The sequence below is a fragment of the Haloplanus sp. genome, assembly GCF_028275055.1.
In the GTDB taxonomy this organism is placed as follows: domain Archaea; phylum Halobacteriota; class Halobacteria; order Halobacteriales; family Haloferacaceae; genus Haloplanus.
On record NZ_JAQCNJ010000064.1, the window covers coordinates 12,714 to 29,581 of the forward strand.

Genomic DNA, 16,868 nt, shown 5'->3' on the forward strand with positions numbered 1-16,868 from the left:
AGCCTGTGTCCGATGACCCGGTTCGCGACCGAACCGACGACATCATGTGTGCGACATACCGCGCCCTCTGTCGCCACGGCCACGCCGATCTGACGATGCAGGACATCGCCGACGAGTGGTCCAAAAGCAAGGCCGCCCTCCACTACCACTACGACACCAAACGCGGCTTATTGCTCGCCTTTCTCGAACACCTCTTTGAGTCGTACACCGACTGTGTTACCGACCCCGGCGAGGGGGACGCGACCGACCGCCTCGGTGCGCTGATCGACGATGCACTCGACCCGCCCGGAACGGCGGCCAACAGGGAACTGCGGACCGCGCTGTTCGAGATCAGGGCGTGTGCGCCCCACGATGACGAGTTCCGCGCCCGACTGGAACGGTTCGATCGGTATCTCCACGACGAGATCGAACGCATCGTGACAGAGGGCGTCGAGGCGGGCGTCTTTCGAAGCGACGTGGATCCGGAGACGACCGCAACCCTTCTGGTGACACTCGTCGACGGCGGCCATTCCCGACGGATCGTTCTCGGCGACGACGGAGGGGTCCACACGGCGATTCGAGCGGCGATCGGTGACCGTCTCGCCGGGGGAATCGGCTGATGGTGCCCGACCCCCGAGATCTGTTCAAATCCCAAGATGAGTTCGACCTGACGAGTGGCGACGTGGGACCGCCGTTGTTGTATCTCTCCCTGCCCATCGTCGTCACCAACCTTCTCCAGACGGCCTACAGCCTCGCCGACACCTTCTGGATCGGCCAGTACAGCACCGAGGCCCTCGCCGCGATCAGTTTCGCGTTCCCGATGGTGTTTCTCATCATCTCGCTGGGGTTGGGGCTCGCGGTGGCGGGGAGTATCCTCGTCGCCCAGTACACCGGGGCCGGTGAGGAGGCGGAAGCCGAGTACGCCGCCTCACAGACCGTCGGGTTCGCTGGGGTCATCTCCGTCGGTATCGGCGCGATCGCCTACCTCACCGTCGGCGACGTCCTCGTCCTCCTCGGGCCGGAACCGGACGTGTTGCCCCTCGCGACCGCGTACATGGAGATCATCTCGCTCGGTATCTTCTTTATTTTCGGCTTTCTCGTGTTCGTCTCGCTCATGCGAGGGTACGGCGACACGATCACACCGATGCTCGTCATGCTCGGATCGGTCGTTCTCAACATCGTTCTCGACCCGATTCTCATCTTCGGGTGGTGGTTCTTCCCACAGTGGGGTATCGAAGGCGCGGCCATCGCCACCGTCTTCACCCGTGGGTTGGCGTTCGTCGTTGGCCTCTGGATCATGATCACCGGGCGACGAGGTGTCCGTATCCGGCCCCGGAACGTGATTCCCGATCCCGTCTACGGGCGACGACTCCTCCGTATCGGTGTCCCCGCCTCCATCGAGGGGACCGGTCAAGCAATCGCGGTCAACCTCCTGATGTTCATCGTTGGAACGTTCTCGACGCCGGTCGTGGCGGCGTTCGGCATCGGTGTCCGGGTGTTCTCGGTGATCTTTCTGCCAGCTATCGCCGTCGCACGGGGCGTCGAGACGATGGCCGGACAGAACATCGGCGCGGGCAACTACGATCGGGCGGCCCTGACCGCCAGCGTCGCCGCACGAACCACGTTCGTCGTTCTCGCGGCCGCCGGCGTGGTCACCTTTCTGTTCGCCGATCCGATCGTTGGCCTGTTCACAGACGACGCCGAGGTCATCGAGGTAGGGGCGACCTTTCTCCGGTACGTGGCCCCCTCGTTTGGCTTCATCGGGATCATGCGCTCGTACAACGGCGGGTTCCGCGGCGCCGGCAAGACACTTACCGCCGCCGCCATCGCCGTGACGATGCTCGGCGGGATTCGTCTTCCCATCGCGTGGGTCGCGTCCGGTCCCATGGGACCGCCGGGGGTCTGGATCTCCTTTCTGATTTCGAACGTCTTCGGCGCCGTCATCGCGTACCTCTGGTACCGTCGGGGAACGTGGCGGTCGAGCGAGACGCCCGACCCACGCGTCGCCGAGGTAGTCGACGATCCGGCGGACGACTGACCACCCGGCTGCGACGGATGATCCGGGACTGCGGGCGGCCGGCGTGACACCCCGAAACCGGTCACAGGCCACCTCGGTCCGGAGCGATCCGTCCGGACCGTCGTGGTGGTCGTCGTTCTCGCCGTGGTCGGCGGCCAACGGCCGACGACCGACGGGTGCACATAGACCGAATGCACACGCCGCTCACAGCCACCCCTCCGACCGGAAGTGTCGGAGCATGGCGGCCGCGGTGAGCACCATCCCGAGTAGCACCGCCGGATAGCTGTACCGCCAGCCGAGTTCGGGCATACCGAACGGGCTGGCACCGAAGTTCATACCGTAGACGCCGACGACAAACGTCAGCGGGAGAATGATCGTCGCGACGACGGTGAGTCGCTTCATCACCTCGTTTGTCGACTGAGAAAGGGTGTTGAGGTAGATGTCGCGAGCCCCGCCGGCGAGGTCGCGGTACGTCTCGACGAGCTCGACGTGCTGGACGAGGTGGTCGTACACGTCTCGGTAGTACTTCTCCGTCGACTCCCGGACGTGGTCCGCGTCGCCTTTCGAGAGCACGCTCATCGCGTCGCGAGTCGGCCAGACGATCCGTCGGATCGACAACAGTTCGCGGCGGAGGCTGTTGAGCGTCTCCAAGGTCTCCGTGTCGGGATCGTCGATGATACGGTCCTCGACTACCTCGATGTCGTGGCCGATTTCGTCGAGCACCACGAGGTACTCGTCGACGACCGCGTCGACGACACGATAGGCGGTGAAGTCGGCGTGGTACCGGAGCAGTCGGGGATCCTCGCGCTGGATTCGGTCCCACACCGTTCCGACGGCACCGGTCTTCTCCGTCGCGACCGTGACGAGCCAGTCGTGACCGAAAAACAGTCCGACCGGGCGGTCGCGGATCTCCTCCTCGAAGGTCGTCTCGCCGCCGCGCAGGCTGGCGGTCTTGACCAGCAGGAACGTGTGCCCGGGGAATACCTCGACCTTCGGGTCGACGTTGCCCCGCACGTCCTCGATTTCGAGGGTGTGAAGATCGAAGACAGCGCTCAACCGGTCGTACTCGTCGTCGGTGGGGTCCGAGACGCGGATCCACGTGGTGCCGGTGGCGTGGCGGGCCGCGCGAAGCGAGTCGGCATCGACGGCGTCCCGCCGGTCGACGTGGTCGCCGTCGTAGACGAACGCGCTGACGGTCACGCGCCGGTCCCCCATCGGTCACCGATAGCGACGAGCGTGATGCCGATCATAACCGCGGTGAGCGAGAACGCCCGCCCGGGGTAGGCGACGACCGTTCCGAGGGCGTAGCCACACACGCCGGCACCGGTGAGGCCAGCCCCGACGAGGAACGTTCGATCCATACTGTGGACTCACGCGCCGGTCTCAAATACACCCTCGGCCGCGGGAGGACCAAACGGTGTGTTTTTGCGTCCGGCCGACGGGGTGTGGGCCATGGGTGAGGACGACGAACTCACGTACTCGGCGACCGGCGTCGACATCGCGGAGAGCGAGGCGGCCACGGCCGCCCTCGTCGATGCGGTCGGCGAGAACGAGGGCGACTACGCCGGCCTCCTCGATATCGGGGACCGGTATCTGGGGTTGGCCACCGACGGGGTCGGAACGAAACTCCTCGTGGCCGATGCCCTCGACGACTACTCCACCGTCGGCATCGACTGTATCGCCATGAACGCGAACGACCTCGTTGCAGCGGGGGTTCGTCCGGTGGCGTTCGTCGACTACCTCGCGGTCGACGAACCCGACGAGCGGTTCGCCGAACAGGTCGGCGAGGGACTCGCCGAAGGGGCCGACCGCGCCGGAATCGAACTCGTCGGCGGCGAGACGGCGGTGATGCCGGAGGTGGTCTCGGGGTTGGATCTCGCGGGGACGTGTGCCGGTCTCGCCGCAAAGACCGCCGTCTTTCCCGGTCGCGCCGAGGAGGGTGACGCCCTCGTCGGTGTGCCGTCCTCGGGTATCCACTCGAACGGGCTGACCCTCGCCCGCACGGCCGTCACGCGGGAGGGGTCGTACGCCGACCCCTGTCCGTTCGGCGACTACGACACGCTCGGTGAGGCGCTCCTCGAACCGACGCGGATCTACACCGACCTCCTTGACCCGATGCGCGACCACGGCGTCCACGGCGCCGCCCACGTGACAGGTGGTGGCTGGACCAACCTAAAGCGACTCGGCGACCACCGGTACGTTGTCGACGACGCGTTCGAGCCACAGCCCGTGTTCGGGTTCGTCCAGTCGCTCGGCAACGTCTCCGACGAGGAGATGCACCGCACGTTCAACATGGGAACCGGGTTCGTCGTGGCGGTCGATCCGGCGGCTGCGGCGTCACTGGCAGAGACGGTCGACGGCCGGGTGATCGGCCGGGTCGAAACGGGCGACGGCGTCGCGATTCGTGGTCTCGAACTGTAGCGGGCGTCCTGTGAAGCCCGGGATCGGGCGGACACACGGCAGGGTGGCCGTCCACTCAGGAAAGTTCGGCCGCGATATCGGCCTCTGTGATGATGCCGACCGCCTCCCCGCCCTCGGTGACGATGACGGCCTTGTAGTAGTCCAACAGGTTGCTGATCTTGTCCACCGAGTCCTCCCGCGACACCGTCGGAAACTGCTCGCTCATGATCTCGGCGACCGCCTTCTGGCCCACGTTCTCTCCCTCGTGACGGATGTCGCTGTAACTGATCGACCCGACCGGAAGCCCGCCCTGCAACACCGGCAACTGCGAGAAGGCCGCCTTTTCCATCCGTCGCTCGGCGTCGGAAACCGAATCGTCGGGGGCGACGCTCACCAACCCCTCGTTCATCAGATTCTCCGCGCGAACGACGCCTCCCTCGGCCTCGTCGAGGGCGGCGACGATGCAGCGTAGTGTCGACAGTCGAGGGTCGACATCGCCGCCCTCGATCCGCGCGATCAACGGCTGAGAGACCCCAGCCATCTCCGCGAGAGCGCTTTGTGTCAGCTCCAACGAAGTTCGCCGCTCCCGGAGATCCTGCGGCGTCGGTAGATCCATGGATATAATAACTATCGGTTATTAAAATTACTTTCGGCGGGGCGGTCGGCCCCAAAACTTATAAAAAACTGACGTGAACGGCATCGGTGTATGCCCGAGTGTCAGAACTGTGGGGCGTTCGTCACGCGCGCCTACGCCAGAGTGTTCACCCCCAACGGCGTCGAGAACCCACGGGTCTGTCCCCGCTGTGAGGACATCGTCCGGGATGGGGCAACCGTTCGGGACGCCCGGTCCCCGCGAAGCACCTGATCGGTCCCCGGCACCGGATCAAATGCGGGCGGTGAGCCGTGCGAGGCAATCACCGGCCGGGGTCGGCCGACCGGTTCGTGTCGACGTCATCGGCAAGGAACGGGTGCAACGGACCGCTCTGGCACCGGATCGTCCGTTCACCGGGAGCGTACGCGGCGGACCGCCGGTGTGCACCGGCCGGGGAGACCGCTACTGGAAGCCGATCCGGCCGCTGCCACCGCGTCCGGCAAGGCCCTCGCCGCCGCCGCCACCTTTGAACTGTTCTTCGATACGCTCGTAGTAGTCCATGATCTCGTCGGTGATCGTGGGTCGGACGTTCTCCATGGCCTGTCGGAAGTGACGCATCTCCACGTGTTCGGCGTCGTCGTCCTCACGGAGAGCGACCATCGCGGCCTCCCGGGCGATGCTCTCGAGATCGGAGCCGACGTAACTGTCGGTGATCTCCGCAACCTCGCGGAGGCTCACGTCGGGGGCGAGCGGGGAGTCCTGCGTGTGAATCTTCAAGATCTGCTCGCGGCCCTCCATCTCCGGTTCGCCGATGAACACCAAGCGGTCGAACCGCCCGGAACGCAGGAGCGCGGGATCGATCATGTCGGGGCGGTTGGTCGCACCGATCACCATCACGTTGCCCATCTCCTCCAGCCCGTCGAGTTCGGTCAGGAGTTGGTTGACGACCCGTTCGGAGACGTTGTTTCCGACCTCGTTACCTCTGGACGGGGCGAGCGAGTCGAGTTCGTCGAAGAAGATGACCGTGGGAGAGACCTGCCGGGCCTTGCGGAACGTCTGCCGGATCGCCTTCTCGCTCTCGCCGACCCATTTCGAGAGGAGTTGTGGCCCGCGGACCGAAATGAAGTTGGCGTTGGTCTCGTTGGCGACGGCTTTCGCCATCAGTGTCTTGCCCGTTCCCGGCGGGCCGTACAACAGGACACCTTTCGGCGGATCGATCCCCATACGGTCGAACTTCTCCGGGGAGGAGAGCGGCCACTCGACGGCCTCTTTGACGTTCTGTTTGGGGTCTTCCAACCCGCCGACATCGTCCCACGTGATCTTCGGGAGTTCGACCAGTACCTCCCGCATCGCCGAGGGTTCGACCTCGTTCAACGCGCCGCCGAAGTCCTGGCGTTTGACGATCATCCGGTCGATGAGGCTCGGCGGAATATCCTCCTCGTCCAGATCGATCTCGGGGAGGTAGCGCCGAAGCGCCTTCATCGCGGACTCCTTGGTGAGGCTTTCGATATCAGCGCCGACGAAGCCGTGTGTCTCGTCGGCGAGGTGGTTGAGGCTCACGTCATCGGAGAGGGGCATCCCCCGGGTGTGGATCTGGAGGATCTCCTTCCGGCCCGCCTCGTCGGGGACACCGATCTCGATCTCGCGGTCGAACCGGCCCGGCCGCCGCAGGGCGGGGTCGACCGAGTCGACGCGGTTGGTCGCGGCGATGACGATGACCTGCCCGCGCGTTTCGAGGCCGTCCATCATCGTCAGCAGTTGTGCGACGACACGGCGTTCGACCTCACCGGTCACGTCCTCGCGTTTGGGCGCGATGGAGTCGAGTTCGTCGATAAAGATAATAGACGGCGACTCGTCTTTGGCGTCCTCGAAGATCTCACGCAACTGTTGTTCGGACTCACCGTAGTACTTGGAGATGATCTCGGGGCCGGCGATGGAGAAGAAACTCGCAGACGTCTCGTTGGCAACCGCCTTTGCGAGAAGGGTCTTTCCGGTCCCCGGCGGGCCGTGGAGCAACACCCCCTGTGGCGGTTCGATCCCGAGTTTTTTGAAGATCTGGGGGTGTTTCATCGGGAGTTCGACCATCTCGCGGACCCGTTGGATCTCGTTTTGGAGGCCGCCGATGTCCTCGTAGGTGATGCCGCCGCCGGTCTTTTCGAACCCGGAGATGGGCTCCTCCCGGAGTTCGACCTCCGTGTCCTCGGTGATCAGGCAGACGCCGTCGGGATCGGTTTCGACGGCGATCAGCGGTATGGCCTGCCCCGGCGACCGCATGAACGGGTGGTTCGTACTGCTCATTACGGGGACGATGTCGCGTTCGACCACCGGCCGCTTGAGGATCTGCCGTTTGACCATCCCGGCGGCGTCGGAGCCAAACTGGACGCTCGCCTCTTCGGGCGGGGCGAGAACCAACTTGTCTGCCTTTGTCGCCTCTGCCTTCCGGATCGTGACGCGTTCGCCGATGCCGACATCGGCGTTCTGCCGGGTGAACCCGTCGATCCGGACGGTGTCGGTGTTCCAGTCCTGCCGGTCCGCGCGCCAGACCTTCGCGGCCGTTCGATCCGCGCCTTCGATCTCGATGATATCGCCGGGCGACAGCTTCAGATGCAGAAGCGTGTCGGGGTCCAGCCGGGCGATACCGCGTCCCGAGTCGTTCGGGTACGCCTTCGCCACTTCGAGTTGGACGTCGTTCATGATGTATCCGCGAGGATTGCGGTATCTCGCCGATGGCGGGGCATAAGCCTGTTGTTGCAGCCGATCGGCCCATCACGCGTGCCCACGAAACGTGTCATATACTGCCATACACACGGAGCGTACAAACCCCTACCGATCCACCGCCGGTCGCAAGCCGTTTGACCGTCGAGCGTGAGCGATCCGGTATGCACACGGTCGCGTTCGACGGACGGATGGGGGCGAGCGGCGACATGATCTGTGCGGCGCTGATCGACGCCGGAGCCGATCCGGCCGTTCTCGGTCCCGTGTCGGACGCACTCAACGTGCGCTACACCGTCGGGCCGACGGCCAGAGCGGGCGTCACCGCGACGACCGTCGATGTGCTCGTGGCCGGGGACGGTGCTCGGGAAAGAGCGGGCGACCACTCACACGACCACGGCGACTCGGATCACGACCACGACCACTCTCACGGCCACGACCACGACGACCCGGATCACGACCACGACCACTCTCACGGCCACGACCACGACGACCCGGATCACGATCACACACACGCCGAGGGGACCGGTCCCTTGCGCACCTATCCGGAGGTGGTCGAACTCGTCGAAGGGATGGAGCTCCCGTCTGGGGTCGAACGGGACGCACTCGCGGCCTTCCGTCACCTCGGCGAGGCGGAGGCGTCGGTCCACGGGACCGATCTCGACGCCACCCACTTCCACGAGGTCGGGGCTGACGACGCCGTCGCCGACGTGGTGGGGGCATGTCTCCTGCTCGACGATCTCGGTCCCGACCGTGTGGTGACGACCCCGGTATCGGTCGGCGGCGGGAGGGTGTCGATGAGCCACGGCACCTACCCCGTGCCGGCTCCGGCGGTGGCCGAGATCGTCGCGGACGCGGACTGGTCGATCCGAGGTGGTCCCGTCGAACGCGAACTCCTCACGCCGACCGGCGCGGCGATTTTCGCGGCGGTTGCCGACGGGGTCGATCACCTCCCCGGTCTCGACGCCGATGCGGTGGGGTATGGGGCCGGCGACGCGGACGTTGCGGGCCACCCGAACGCCCTCCGGGTTCTCGTCGGCGACGGCGGCGGTCTCCACCGGGAGCCCATCGCGGTGCTTGAAACCAACCTCGACGACGCGACACCCGAGACACTCGGGAGCCTCCAAGAGACGCTCGGGGACGCCGGCGCGCTCGACGTGTCGGTTCTGTCGGCGACGATGAAGAAGTCCCGGCCCGGTCACCTCGTGAAGGTCATCACCCGCCCGGAGGACGCCGAGCGGGTAGCCCGACGGCTCGCCGAGGAGACGGGGACACTCGGCGTTCGCGAGGGGAGCGCCGGCCACCGATGGGTCGCCGACCGCTCGATAGAAACGGTGACGGTCGAAGCCGGCGGCGAGACCCACGAGATCCAGGTGAAGGTCGCGTCCGACGCCGAGGGGTCGGTGTACGACCGGAGCGCGGAGTACGACGATGCGCTGGCGGTGGCGGCCGAGACGGGACTGACAGTGCGGGAGGTCCGGCGACGGGCGGAGGCGGCAATCGCCGACAACGGGTGAGCGACGCCCTCTCGACGCCGTGGGCCGAGCGCCCCACATGGAGCCGGAAGGCACGACGTGGGAAACGGCGGCCGACTACTCGCGCGCGGTTCGGGCCGGCGACGCGCTCCACGTCTCCGGATCCATGTCGACCGACGACGCCGGTCACGTCGGCGGCGGCCCGTACGAACGGACCGCGCGAGCGCCGGAGATCATCGACGCGTCGCCGTCGGAGCCGGATGCCTCGCTTGACGACGTGGTTCGGACCCGACTGTTCGTCACCGACATCGAGGACTGGGAGGCTGTCGGCCGCGCACACGCCGAGGCGTTCGGCGACGCCCGCCCGGCGGCGACGACGGTGCAGGTGGAGCGCCTGACCGATCCGGAGTCGCTCGTCGAGAGAAAGGCCACGGCGAAGGCGGCCTAGCCCTCCCGGTGGGCGTTCAGCGCCTCCTCGACGGTGAGGTCGCCGGCGGCCACCCGACGGGCGAGGGCGTCGTCGATGGTTCGGTCGTCGGTCGAGACGCGTCGGGAGCGGTCCTTGATCCGCTGGAGTTCGCCCGTCGTCGGCTCGATATCCCGCGAGTCGACGCGTTCGCCCTCCAGTCGGGCGATGTTGACCGCGGCGAGAACGTCCCCCATTCCACGCGCGCCAGTGCCGAGATACGGAGTCGTCCCCGCCTCGTCGACGAGTTCCACCGTTACGTCGTCGAAATCGTCGATCAGCCGTGCCCCCTGGAGCCGAGCCCCGTCGCCGATCCGGACGAGCGGATCGGCCGCGTCGGCGACCTCCCGGCGGACGGTCTCGACCGCGTCGCCGAGGGGGACGTGGAAGGCGGCAACCACCGTCTCGCCGGAAAGAACGGCGATACCGGGCCGCGTGCCAGGGTCGACACCGACGACGGTCCGGCCGCCGCCGGCCCGCAGGTGTGTGAGCGCCTCGTCGACGGCACGGCGGGCCTCCGAGGCCGTCGCGGTTACGCGCTCCGTGTCGGCGTCCGGATCGGTGGCCGGATCGTCCGGTGCGGCGACGACGACAGACGCGTTCTCCGGGAGGTCGTCGCCGGGATCGACGGTGGTGAACGCCACGCCGCGGTCCCGAAGGAGGGAGACGGCCTCGTGATACAGTTCGAAGTCGGCGGTGGCGACGACGATCACAGCGCTCTTTCGGCTCCCCGGGAATAAAACGTGGTGTCGAAGCTTTATGACTCACTGCGACCCAGTACCGTTGTGTCCGAACCAGAGTCAGCGCCGGGCGCAGCGTCGGGGTCACCACCGGTTCCGACCGGCTGTGCCCCGGTCGACGACCTGCTGGGCGGTGGGTTCGAACGCGGGACCGTCACGCAGGTGTACGGCCCGCCGGCGGCCGGGAAGACGAATCTTACGCTCTCGGCGGCGGTACAGGTCGCCGTCGGCGGCGGCACCGGCGTCTACATCGACACCGAGGGCCTTTCTGTCGACCGGTTCCGACAACTCGCGACCGCCGCGAGCGGCGACGACTTCGAGGCGGTGGCGTCCCGCCTCGTCGTTACGGAGGCCCACGACTTCGCCGAACAGGAGGAGGCGGTTCGCGACGCCGCGGAGTTCGCACCCCGGGCAGAGCTACTCGTTCTCGACAGCGCGACCGGGTTCTACCGGCTCGAACGCCACAACGCCGACGAGGGCGAAACACTCCGGAAGGTCGGCCGGCAGGTCACACAGCTGTTGTCGCTGGCGCGCAAACACGACCTCGCGGCGGTCGTGACGAACCAGGTGTTCACCGACCCCGACGGCGACCGGGCGCGTGCACTCGGCGGCCACACGCTGAACCACTGGACCGGAACGGTGCTTCGGCTGGATCGGTTCCGCGGCGGGAACAGGCGGGCGACACTCGAAAAGCACCGGTCGAAGGCCGCCGGCGGGACGGCGGCGTTCCGGGTCACCGGCGACGGGTTGGCTGCCGGCGAGGAGACGTTATAACTCGCCGAGTTTCCGAAGGAGTTGGCCGCGGTACTGTTCGTCGGCCCGGAGTCCTTTCAGTTCGAGCACGTTGCGTTCGAGCGTGTCGGCAGCAACGTGGAAGGCGTGGTCGGCACCGTAGCCCTCGCCGGAACCGCCGACCTGTCCGTGGTTGGTTCGCAGACGGATCTGGCACTGGATCAGGGGTGTTCCGCGGAGTTTCTCCTTGTGTTCGTGAAAGCGAACGTGGGCGTGGTGGACCTGCATCTTCTGGTACTTGTCCGCAACGCCGGTGATGCCCTCGACGATCTCCTCGCGGGAGATCGTATCGAGGAGTTTGACGTTGGTGATCTGAACGTCCATCCGATCCTCCTCGGTGAAGGTGAGCGCCCGGAGCACGTCGGTCTTGGTGAGAACGCCCGAGACGTCGTCGCCGTCGTCGCCGCTGGGCGTGACGACCAAGCCCGACACGTCACTGTCGAGCATCTGTCGAACGGCGTCCTCGACGGTTTCGTTCCCGACGGTCGTCAACACTGGGTCGGTCATGAGGTCGTACACCGGCAGATCGAGCATCCGGTCGAGGTCGCCGCGACGGTCACCACGGCCCTGCCGATCCGCGTCGCGGACGACGAAGTCGACGATGTCGTGGGTCGTCAGGATGCCGACGAGGAGGTCGGCGTCGTCGACGACCGGGAGGCGTGAGACGCCGTGTTCGCGAAGGCGGTTGATCGCCTGCCCGACGTGGGACTTTTCACCGATGGTGATTACGTCGTCGGTCTGAATCTGCTCGACCGTCAGGGCGTCGAGGCTGTCGAGCACCGCATCGAGGATGGCGTCGGCGGTGACGATCCCCCAGAGCGCGTTCCCTTCGTAGACCGGTGCGACCTTCGTCCCACCCTCGACGAGAACGCGGGCCACCTCGCGGACGTCCTCGGTGCGGTCGACACGGGGCGCGGATCGCATCAATACGTCGGCCTTGGTGTCGTCTTCGATCCGCGACCGGACGAGGTCCCGTTCGCCGATGACACCGGCGTACTCGCCGTCCCGCGTGACGATGAGGCCCTTTGGGTTCTCGCGCTCGAAGATCGACTGAACCTTTCCCAGTCGTTCGTCGACGTCGATCTCGATATACTCCGAGGTAGCGATATCGGCGATGTCCATGGCCACACGTGCGTCGCCCGCCGGCTTGAAACTTGTTTCTCTCGGGCGGTCGGCGGATCGACGATCCGGCGGTGCAGTCGGCGGCGTCGGCCCCGTTCCACCGCGGTATCGGCGGGCGCAGCACATTTCACCGGCGCGCCCCCACATCGCTACGTGCCACAGATCGAATCGGACATCCACATCGACGTCGATCCGGAGACTGCCTTCGAGTATATGGACGTGCCGGAACACCAAGCGGAGATCTCCCCCAGTCTCTCGTCGGTCGAAACGGTCGAGAAGCTCTCGAACGGCGGGAAACGCGCGGCGTACACCTATCGGATGGCCGGTGTTGGCCTTGACGGCGAGGTGGAAGCGATCGCTCACGACCCGCCCGAGCGCATCGTCTTCGAGATGAGCGGTGGGATCGAAGGAACCGTCGAGTGGAGCTTCGAGGCGGATGGCGACGGTGTCCGTGTCGGCTATGCCGCCGACTACCACCTCCCGGTCCCCGTTCTCGACCGCCTCGCGGAACCGTTCGTCCGAGCGTATAATAATCGTGAACTCGAGACGACGCTGGAGAACCTGAAGACACGGTTGGAGACGACGTGAACGGACTCAAGTCGTTGGAGAATCTTCGATAACGTATGCATGGGGACGACCACGACGGCCAGACCTGTGGTCGCTGCGAGGAACCGATCCCGGTCGATGCTGACTACTGCCCGATGTGTGGCTACCGACCCGCCGGCTACAACCGGACCGCGACACGGGTCGGCATGTACGTCTTCGGCGCGGTGTGTGTCGCTTCTATCGTCGTCTTTATCGCCGGGGTGAGCGGTATCGCACCCGGGATACCGACGGAGACGATCTCCAAGATGGCGATCGTCACCCCCTACACCGCCGGTATCTCCGGCTTTTTCACCTACTACCTCTACCAGAAACACGGGGCAGAGCCGACCGACGACGAGGTCTGGGGCTGAGCCGGGGACGGAGCGAGCGCGGACACCCTCCCGACGGCCTGATTGTTTTTTTCGAAGGTCGCCCAGCAGGTGAGAAGTCGAGGTGAACTGCGGGGAGAAACACCGTACTCGGATCGGCACCCCTGAAGCGTGGGCGGGATGAGAGTGGACAGTACACGGAGCAGGTGACGCTCAACGACGTGCTGGCTGTGTTCGAGGAAGCGGATCTTCCAGTCTTGACTGCCAGCGAAGTCGCTGAAGAATTGGACTGCTCGCGTCCATCTGCGTACAACAAGCTTGAGAGACTGGTTGAACAAGGTACAATTAAAAAAAGAAGATCGGGGCAAGAGCGGCGGTCTATATCTGGATGGATGAGGAATAGAGGGAACTGCGGAGGCCAGCTGCGCCTTCCCGAGGCTAATCGTTTGGTGGTGAATCTAAGCCTGTCGAAGTCCTCAGTAACTGTTACGTGCCGAATACAAAGTGTGCTTACATAGAACGTACAATGTTCCACTTTCAGAATACTTTTTACTCTATCAAATATTGGCGCAACCACACACCTATTTACGATACAATCTAAACTTCCGCCAATGGCAAGTTTAAGAGAATTTTTTATTGCCAATACTGTCGCGCTGCTCTCCATGAGAATTTTACAATTATTTATTTGGTTAGAAACGTCGGTACCATTCATTGAAGGTCAAAAATTCACGATTACTGCGGTTTCTATAGGAGTTGCCTACGGTGTAGAAACAGGCGTTGTGTTGTTAGCCTCTGGTATATTAAAGGAATCAATTAAAAATGAGTATGAGGATGAGTTGTTCACAGACTTTTTGAAAGTCTTCTCTTTGATTGTATTTTCTTATATATTACTTAACAATTCTACGGCTACACAAGAACTATTGACACGTGTAGTCTATTTTGTGTTCTTCATTGTATACTTCGTGTCTGGCTTAATTTCACTAAGCACAGATACAACACAATTAAAAGAACTCGATAAGGTGTCGGCTATCATGATGTTCCTATTTTTGATTACACCTTTATCAATAATCGGTATCTTGGTAGCCTACGTGGCCGCCCTACTCCCCACGTATTCAGTTCTAATATTTTCAGTATTGTCCCTTATTCTGGTCATTTTTTGGCTTTACAGAGTCATTGATTATGATATAGGTCCTATATTGAGCTGATATTCTGTAGATATGAGCTATGTATCCAGCAAGACTCCCAACTCTCACTAATTGGGAATCTCAACAGAGCCGCAAATCACGAAGCTATCCGATGTCTTCAAGCGCGTCCTGTCGATTTTCTGGTGGGGGGCTTGGTCCGTAGCGCATCGTTGTCTGCTTTCGCTTGTGACGGAGTTGTGCCTGCGTCGGGGCGAGGCCCCGTTCCTGCGTCACGTACGTCCCGGTGGAATGGCGGAGCGCGTACCACGTCAGGTCACGCTCAACCCCGGCTATCTCACGGAGGTTATCAAGTGGCTGATCCCGTGATTTCGACCGTCGGTAGTGTTATTCGTTCACGGAATCTAATTTATTGTAACCGACAGACGTGACCGAGGCGCGGGCGTCGGGCGCATCCTGTTGGAAGGAGACACACCATCGAATCGCATGACAGCGTCGGTGTGTTGTACTTCGCGGAGAAGCGGTAACAGGATGGGTTGGGGCGGATTCGAACCGCCGGCCTGCTCCGTGTGAAGGAGCCGTCATAACCGGGCTAGACCACCAACCCGCTCCGAACGGGAATACTTCCGACGACGACTTAAGAATTGCCTTACTCCGACGGCCGGTCGCTTCGGTACCGTCGGAGCCGCTCGCGGGCGTCCGAAACGGCGGTTTTGGCCTCCCCCTCGGCCCGTGCTTCCAGTTCTTTGAGGTCGTCCTGCAGTTTCTGGAGTCGCGAGGGTTCGGGTTCGTCGTCCGCCTCCGCCCCTGTGAGTTCGCGGACCCGCGTTTCGAGCGGACCGATCTCTTCCATAACGCCTTCCTTTGTGTGTTCGCCGGCGCGTCCGAGATAGTACAGCGTGTCCTCGAAATGTTTGTTCATATCTGACCGAACGCGGAGGACAAATATAGCTCTTGTGGGAGATCACCGGTTTCGCGCCCGCAACAACAGGGCTACGGCCGATAATACGAGCGCAATCATCGTCGCCGGCGTGCCGACCCCGGGCGCTGTGGCGTCGGTCGGCGTCGGCGACGGCGGGACGCCACCCCGACGGAGCGGCACCGGAACGGCCACCGCTGAATCGTTCGAGCGGTACGGGTCGTCGACGCGGTCCGGCGTCCCGCGCACGGCGACGGCCCGAAGGTAGCTGTTCCCATTGACGCTGACGCCGACGATGACGACGGCGTGGGTTCCGGGGGTGAGGTAGGAGGAGCGGCCGACCGACGTGCCCCCGTCGCGAACCTTGACGTAGCCGCCGTTGGAAAGTGTCACGTTCTCCACGGCAACCTGAAACGGACGAATCCGCTCGCCGGAGACGGGTCGAACGGTGTCGCTCAGCGAGGCCCGACCGAGGGTCGCGGGGCGGCGCTCGGCCACCTCGAACCGCTGTACGTCGGCGTCTCCGTCGACCTGTACCTCGAGCGTGTACATCCCGGGCGTGACAGCCGCCGGGACGGCGAGTCGGGCGGTCCAACGGCCGTCGTACCCCCACGACTCAACGACGACGAACCCGAAGCGGTCGGCGTCGGGACCGGCGGTCACCGACAGGTCGATCGCGTTGTCGTCGGGGCGGCGGTCGGTCGTGCCACGAACGAGCAGGGTCGACCCGGGGTCGACAGGGTGGACGCCGGAGCGGTTCGAGCGGTTGTCGGAAACGACATCGAGGATGGCGACGGAGCGTGGCGGAGCGGCGTCGACGCCACCGGTGGTCGCGTGTGGCGACGCCGTGGCACCCTCGTCGGCCCAGACACAAACGGCCCCGACCGTCGAAACCGCCACGACGAACGCGAGGAGAACGGCGAACGCACGCACCGGTGACAGTTGCGTGTCGTTCCTCAAATCGATCTTGCCCGTCAGTACGTGGGCCGATCCACCTGGGCGCCGTCCCGCCGGTTGACGAGTCGTCCGAACGTAAAGAGGGCGTCGGAGAGTCGGTTCAGGTAGGCGATGGCTTCGGCGTTGACGGGGTTTGTGCCGGCGAGGTCGACCGCCCGCCGTTCGGCCCGCCGGACCACCGTTCGGGCGTGGTGGAGGGCGGCCCCGGCGTCGCTCCCACCCGGGAGGACAAAGGACTCCAGCGGTTCGAGTTCCTCGTCGGCCTCGTCGATCCACGATTCGAGTTCCTCGACGTGTTCTTCACGGACGACGGGGTCCTCGTCCTCCGGTGTGGGGTTGGCAAAGTCGGCCTGCACGATGTGGAGGTGATTCTGTATCCGTTCGAGGTGGCCGTCGATATCGTCGTATCCCGTCGGGCGGATCGTGCCGATGAGCGCGTTCGCCTCGTCGACGGTGCCGTACGCCTCGATCCGGGGACTGGTCTTGGAGACGCGGGACATGTCCCGCAGGTCTGTCATCCCCTCGTCGCCGCGGCCGGTGTAGATCTTCATGCGAGCGTCCGTTCGACGTACCGCAGGATGTTGTCGCTCTCGGCCATGGTGACACCGTGGTCGTCGTCGACCAGAACCGGAACACCGCGT

21 protein-coding genes and 1 tRNA gene are annotated in these 16,868 nt (G+C 64.4%); 11 read left to right on the forward strand and 11 right to left on the reverse strand.

Annotated elements, in window-relative coordinates; translation table 11 throughout:
* Positions 1 to 5: 5 nt before the first annotated feature.
* Both Q0925_RS08710 and Q0925_RS08715 read left to right on the forward strand, forming a co-directional pair.
* Positions 6 to 599, forward strand: a complete 594-nt coding sequence (locus tag Q0925_RS08710; RefSeq protein WP_299334265.1) for a TetR/AcrR family transcriptional regulator — start codon at positions 6 to 8, stop codon at positions 597 to 599.
* Entirely contained in the window at positions 599 to 2,017 is a 1,419-nt protein-coding gene (locus Q0925_RS08715; protein ID WP_299334268.1) for an MATE family efflux transporter, read from the forward strand. The genes Q0925_RS08710 and Q0925_RS08715 overlap by 1 nt, the downstream gene beginning before the upstream one ends.
* 183 nt (positions 2,018 to 2,200) lie before the next feature.
* Here the strand turns inward: Q0925_RS08715 and corA are convergent, their stop codons facing one another.
* Together corA and Q0925_RS08725 are read right to left on the reverse strand one after the other, a co-directional pair.
* Positions 2,201 to 3,211 carry a magnesium/cobalt transporter CorA gene (corA, locus tag Q0925_RS08720; protein WP_299334272.1) on the reverse strand — a complete coding sequence of 337 codons (1,011 nt, stop codon included), beginning with the start codon at positions 3,209 to 3,211 and terminating at the stop codon, positions 2,201 to 2,203.
* A complete protein-coding gene (locus Q0925_RS08725; RefSeq protein WP_299334275.1) occupies positions 3,193 to 3,357 on the reverse strand; it encodes a hypothetical protein in 165 nt (54 codons plus the stop codon). Before Q0925_RS08725 ends, corA begins: the two co-directional genes overlap by 19 nt.
* Before the next feature lie 91 nt (positions 3,358 to 3,448).
* Between Q0925_RS08725 and purM the strand changes: the two genes are divergently transcribed.
* The gene (gene purM / locus Q0925_RS08730; protein ID WP_299334277.1) at positions 3,449 to 4,417 is read left to right on the forward strand and encodes a phosphoribosylformylglycinamidine cyclo-ligase; all 969 of its coding nucleotides are present in this window, start codon (positions 3,449 to 3,451) and stop codon (positions 4,415 to 4,417) included.
* Positions 4,418 to 4,472: 55 nt separating this feature from the next.
* Here the strand turns inward: purM and Q0925_RS08735 are convergent, their stop codons facing one another.
* Positions 4,473 to 5,012, reverse strand: a complete 540-nt coding sequence (locus Q0925_RS08735; RefSeq protein ID WP_299334279.1) for a CBS domain-containing protein — start codon at positions 5,010 to 5,012, stop codon at positions 4,473 to 4,475.
* Between the two features lie 90 nt (positions 5,013 to 5,102).
* Between Q0925_RS08735 and Q0925_RS08740 the strand changes: the two genes are divergently transcribed.
* Positions 5,103 to 5,261: a DUF7563 family protein gene (locus Q0925_RS08740; RefSeq protein ID WP_299334282.1), complete on the forward strand. Its 159-nt coding sequence runs from the start codon at positions 5,103 to 5,105 to the stop codon at positions 5,259 to 5,261.
* A 189-nt stretch (positions 5,262 to 5,450) separates the two neighbouring features.
* Here Q0925_RS08740 and Q0925_RS08745 read toward each other — a convergent pair whose 3' ends face one another.
* Positions 5,451 to 7,682: a CDC48 family AAA ATPase gene (locus Q0925_RS08745; RefSeq protein ID WP_299334286.1), complete on the reverse strand. Its 2,232-nt coding sequence runs from the start codon at positions 7,680 to 7,682 to the stop codon at positions 5,451 to 5,453.
* 185 nt (positions 7,683 to 7,867) lie between these two features.
* Here Q0925_RS08745 and larC point away from each other — a divergent pair, with 185 nt between their 5' ends.
* Both larC and Q0925_RS08755 read left to right on the forward strand, forming a co-directional pair.
* The gene (gene larC, locus Q0925_RS08750) at positions 7,868 to 9,217 is read left to right on the forward strand and encodes a nickel pincer cofactor biosynthesis protein LarC (protein WP_299334289.1); all 1,350 of its coding nucleotides are present in this window, start codon (positions 7,868 to 7,870) and stop codon (positions 9,215 to 9,217) included.
* A gap of 37 nt (positions 9,218 to 9,254) precedes the next feature.
* Positions 9,255 to 9,623 (forward strand): Rid family hydrolase, encoded by a 369-nt coding sequence (locus tag Q0925_RS08755; protein WP_299334292.1) that lies wholly within the window; start codon positions 9,255 to 9,257, stop codon positions 9,621 to 9,623.
* On the opposite strand, the gene Q0925_RS08760 is transcribed toward Q0925_RS08755, so the two are convergent.
* Positions 9,620 to 10,354 carry a hypothetical protein gene (locus Q0925_RS08760; protein ID WP_299334294.1) on the reverse strand — a complete coding sequence of 245 codons (735 nt, stop codon included), beginning with the start codon at positions 10,352 to 10,354 and terminating at the stop codon, positions 9,620 to 9,622. The two genes, Q0925_RS08755 and Q0925_RS08760, sit on opposite strands and share 4 nt — an antisense overlap.
* A gap of 72 nt (positions 10,355 to 10,426) precedes the next feature.
* On the opposite strand from Q0925_RS08760, the gene radB reads away from it, so the two are divergent.
* Positions 10,427 to 11,155 (forward strand): DNA repair and recombination protein RadB, encoded by a 729-nt coding sequence (radB, locus tag Q0925_RS08765; RefSeq protein ID WP_299334296.1) that lies wholly within the window; start codon positions 10,427 to 10,429, stop codon positions 11,153 to 11,155.
* On the opposite strand, the gene Q0925_RS08770 is transcribed toward radB, so the two are convergent.
* Positions 11,150 to 12,295 carry a CBS domain-containing protein gene (locus Q0925_RS08770; protein WP_299334298.1) on the reverse strand — a complete coding sequence of 382 codons (1,146 nt, stop codon included), beginning with the start codon at positions 12,293 to 12,295 and terminating at the stop codon, positions 11,150 to 11,152. The two genes, radB and Q0925_RS08770, sit on opposite strands and share 6 nt — an antisense overlap.
* 153 nt (positions 12,296 to 12,448) lie before the next feature.
* Here Q0925_RS08770 and Q0925_RS08775 point away from each other — a divergent pair, with 153 nt between their 5' ends.
* The 4 genes from Q0925_RS08775 to Q0925_RS08790 all read left to right on the forward strand — a co-directional run bounded on the left by Q0925_RS08775 (position 12,449) and on the right by Q0925_RS08790 (position 14,414).
* A complete protein-coding gene (locus tag Q0925_RS08775) occupies positions 12,449 to 12,883 on the forward strand; it encodes an SRPBCC family protein (protein WP_299334300.1) in 435 nt (144 codons plus the stop codon).
* A 35-nt stretch (positions 12,884 to 12,918) separates the two neighbouring features.
* Positions 12,919 to 13,251 (forward strand): hypothetical protein, encoded by a 333-nt coding sequence (locus Q0925_RS08780; RefSeq protein ID WP_299334302.1) that lies wholly within the window; start codon positions 12,919 to 12,921, stop codon positions 13,249 to 13,251.
* Positions 13,252 to 13,439: 188 nt separating this feature from the next.
* Positions 13,440 to 13,727 carry a helix-turn-helix domain-containing protein gene (locus Q0925_RS08785; protein WP_349254404.1) on the forward strand — a complete coding sequence of 96 codons (288 nt, stop codon included), beginning with the start codon at positions 13,440 to 13,442 and terminating at the stop codon, positions 13,725 to 13,727.
* Positions 13,728 to 13,820: 93 nt separating this feature from the next.
* Complete coding sequence (locus Q0925_RS08790; protein ID WP_299334305.1) at positions 13,821 to 14,414, forward strand: hypothetical protein; 594 nt, start codon at positions 13,821 to 13,823, stop codon at positions 14,412 to 14,414.
* A 469-nt stretch (positions 14,415 to 14,883) separates the two neighbouring features.
* On the opposite strand, the gene Q0925_RS08795 is transcribed toward Q0925_RS08790, so the two are convergent.
* The 5 genes from Q0925_RS08795 to Q0925_RS08815 form a co-directional block, all read right to left on the reverse strand.
* Positions 14,884 to 14,958, reverse strand: a tRNA-Val gene (locus Q0925_RS08795).
* Between the two features lie 42 nt (positions 14,959 to 15,000).
* Positions 15,001 to 15,273 (reverse strand): DUF7553 family protein, encoded by a 273-nt coding sequence (locus Q0925_RS08800; protein WP_299334307.1) that lies wholly within the window; start codon positions 15,271 to 15,273, stop codon positions 15,001 to 15,003.
* Positions 15,274 to 15,315: 42 nt separating this feature from the next.
* On the reverse strand, positions 15,316 to 16,203 hold the full coding sequence (locus Q0925_RS08805) for a DUF7282 domain-containing protein (RefSeq protein ID WP_299334309.1): 888 nt from the start codon (positions 16,201 to 16,203) through the stop codon (positions 15,316 to 15,318).
* A 41-nt stretch (positions 16,204 to 16,244) separates the two neighbouring features.
* Positions 16,245 to 16,778: a cob(I)yrinic acid a,c-diamide adenosyltransferase gene (locus Q0925_RS08810; protein WP_299334311.1), complete on the reverse strand. Its 534-nt coding sequence runs from the start codon at positions 16,776 to 16,778 to the stop codon at positions 16,245 to 16,247.
* Positions 16,775 to 16,868: glutathione S-transferase N-terminal domain-containing protein (locus tag Q0925_RS08815; RefSeq protein WP_299334316.1), on the reverse strand; the 94-nt coding region annotated here is incomplete at its 5' end. The genes Q0925_RS08815 and Q0925_RS08810, both read right to left, overlap by 4 nt.

What these genes read in the sequence shown, in the direction of transcription:
- Q0925_RS08780 (WP_299334302.1), top strand. Translation starts at nt 12,919, where the DNA reads ATGCATGGGGACGACCACGACGGCCAGACCTGTGGTCGCTGCGAGGAA.
- Q0925_RS08800 (WP_299334307.1), bottom strand. Translation starts at nt 15,273, where the DNA reads ATGAACAAACATTTCGAGGACACGCTGTACTATCTCGGACGCGCCGGC.
- purM (WP_299334277.1), top strand. Translation starts at nt 3,449, where the DNA reads ATGGGTGAGGACGACGAACTCACGTACTCGGCGACCGGCGTCGACATC.
- larC (WP_299334289.1), top strand. Translation starts at nt 7,868, where the DNA reads ATGCACACGGTCGCGTTCGACGGACGGATGGGGGCGAGCGGCGACATG.
- Q0925_RS08725 (WP_299334275.1), bottom strand. Translation starts at nt 3,357, where the DNA reads ATGGATCGAACGTTCCTCGTCGGGGCTGGCCTCACCGGTGCCGGCGTG.
- Q0925_RS08735 (WP_299334279.1), bottom strand. Translation starts at nt 5,012, where the DNA reads ATGGATCTACCGACGCCGCAGGATCTCCGGGAGCGGCGAACTTCGTTG.
- Q0925_RS08715 (WP_299334268.1), top strand. Translation starts at nt 599, where the DNA reads ATGGTGCCCGACCCCCGAGATCTGTTCAAATCCCAAGATGAGTTCGAC.
- Q0925_RS08790 (WP_299334305.1), top strand. Translation starts at nt 13,821, where the DNA reads ATGGCAAGTTTAAGAGAATTTTTTATTGCCAATACTGTCGCGCTGCTC.
- Q0925_RS08755 (WP_299334292.1), top strand. Translation starts at nt 9,255, where the DNA reads ATGGAGCCGGAAGGCACGACGTGGGAAACGGCGGCCGACTACTCGCGC.
- Q0925_RS08745 (WP_299334286.1), bottom strand. Translation starts at nt 7,682, where the DNA reads ATGAACGACGTCCAACTCGAAGTGGCGAAGGCGTACCCGAACGACTCG.
- Q0925_RS08740 (WP_299334282.1), top strand. Translation starts at nt 5,103, where the DNA reads ATGCCCGAGTGTCAGAACTGTGGGGCGTTCGTCACGCGCGCCTACGCC.
- Q0925_RS08810 (WP_299334311.1), bottom strand. Translation starts at nt 16,778, where the DNA reads ATGAAGATCTACACCGGCCGCGGCGACGAGGGGATGACAGACCTGCGG.
- corA (WP_299334272.1), bottom strand. Translation starts at nt 3,211, where the DNA reads ATGGGGGACCGGCGCGTGACCGTCAGCGCGTTCGTCTACGACGGCGAC.
- Q0925_RS08770 (WP_299334298.1), bottom strand. Translation starts at nt 12,295, where the DNA reads ATGGACATCGCCGATATCGCTACCTCGGAGTATATCGAGATCGACGTC.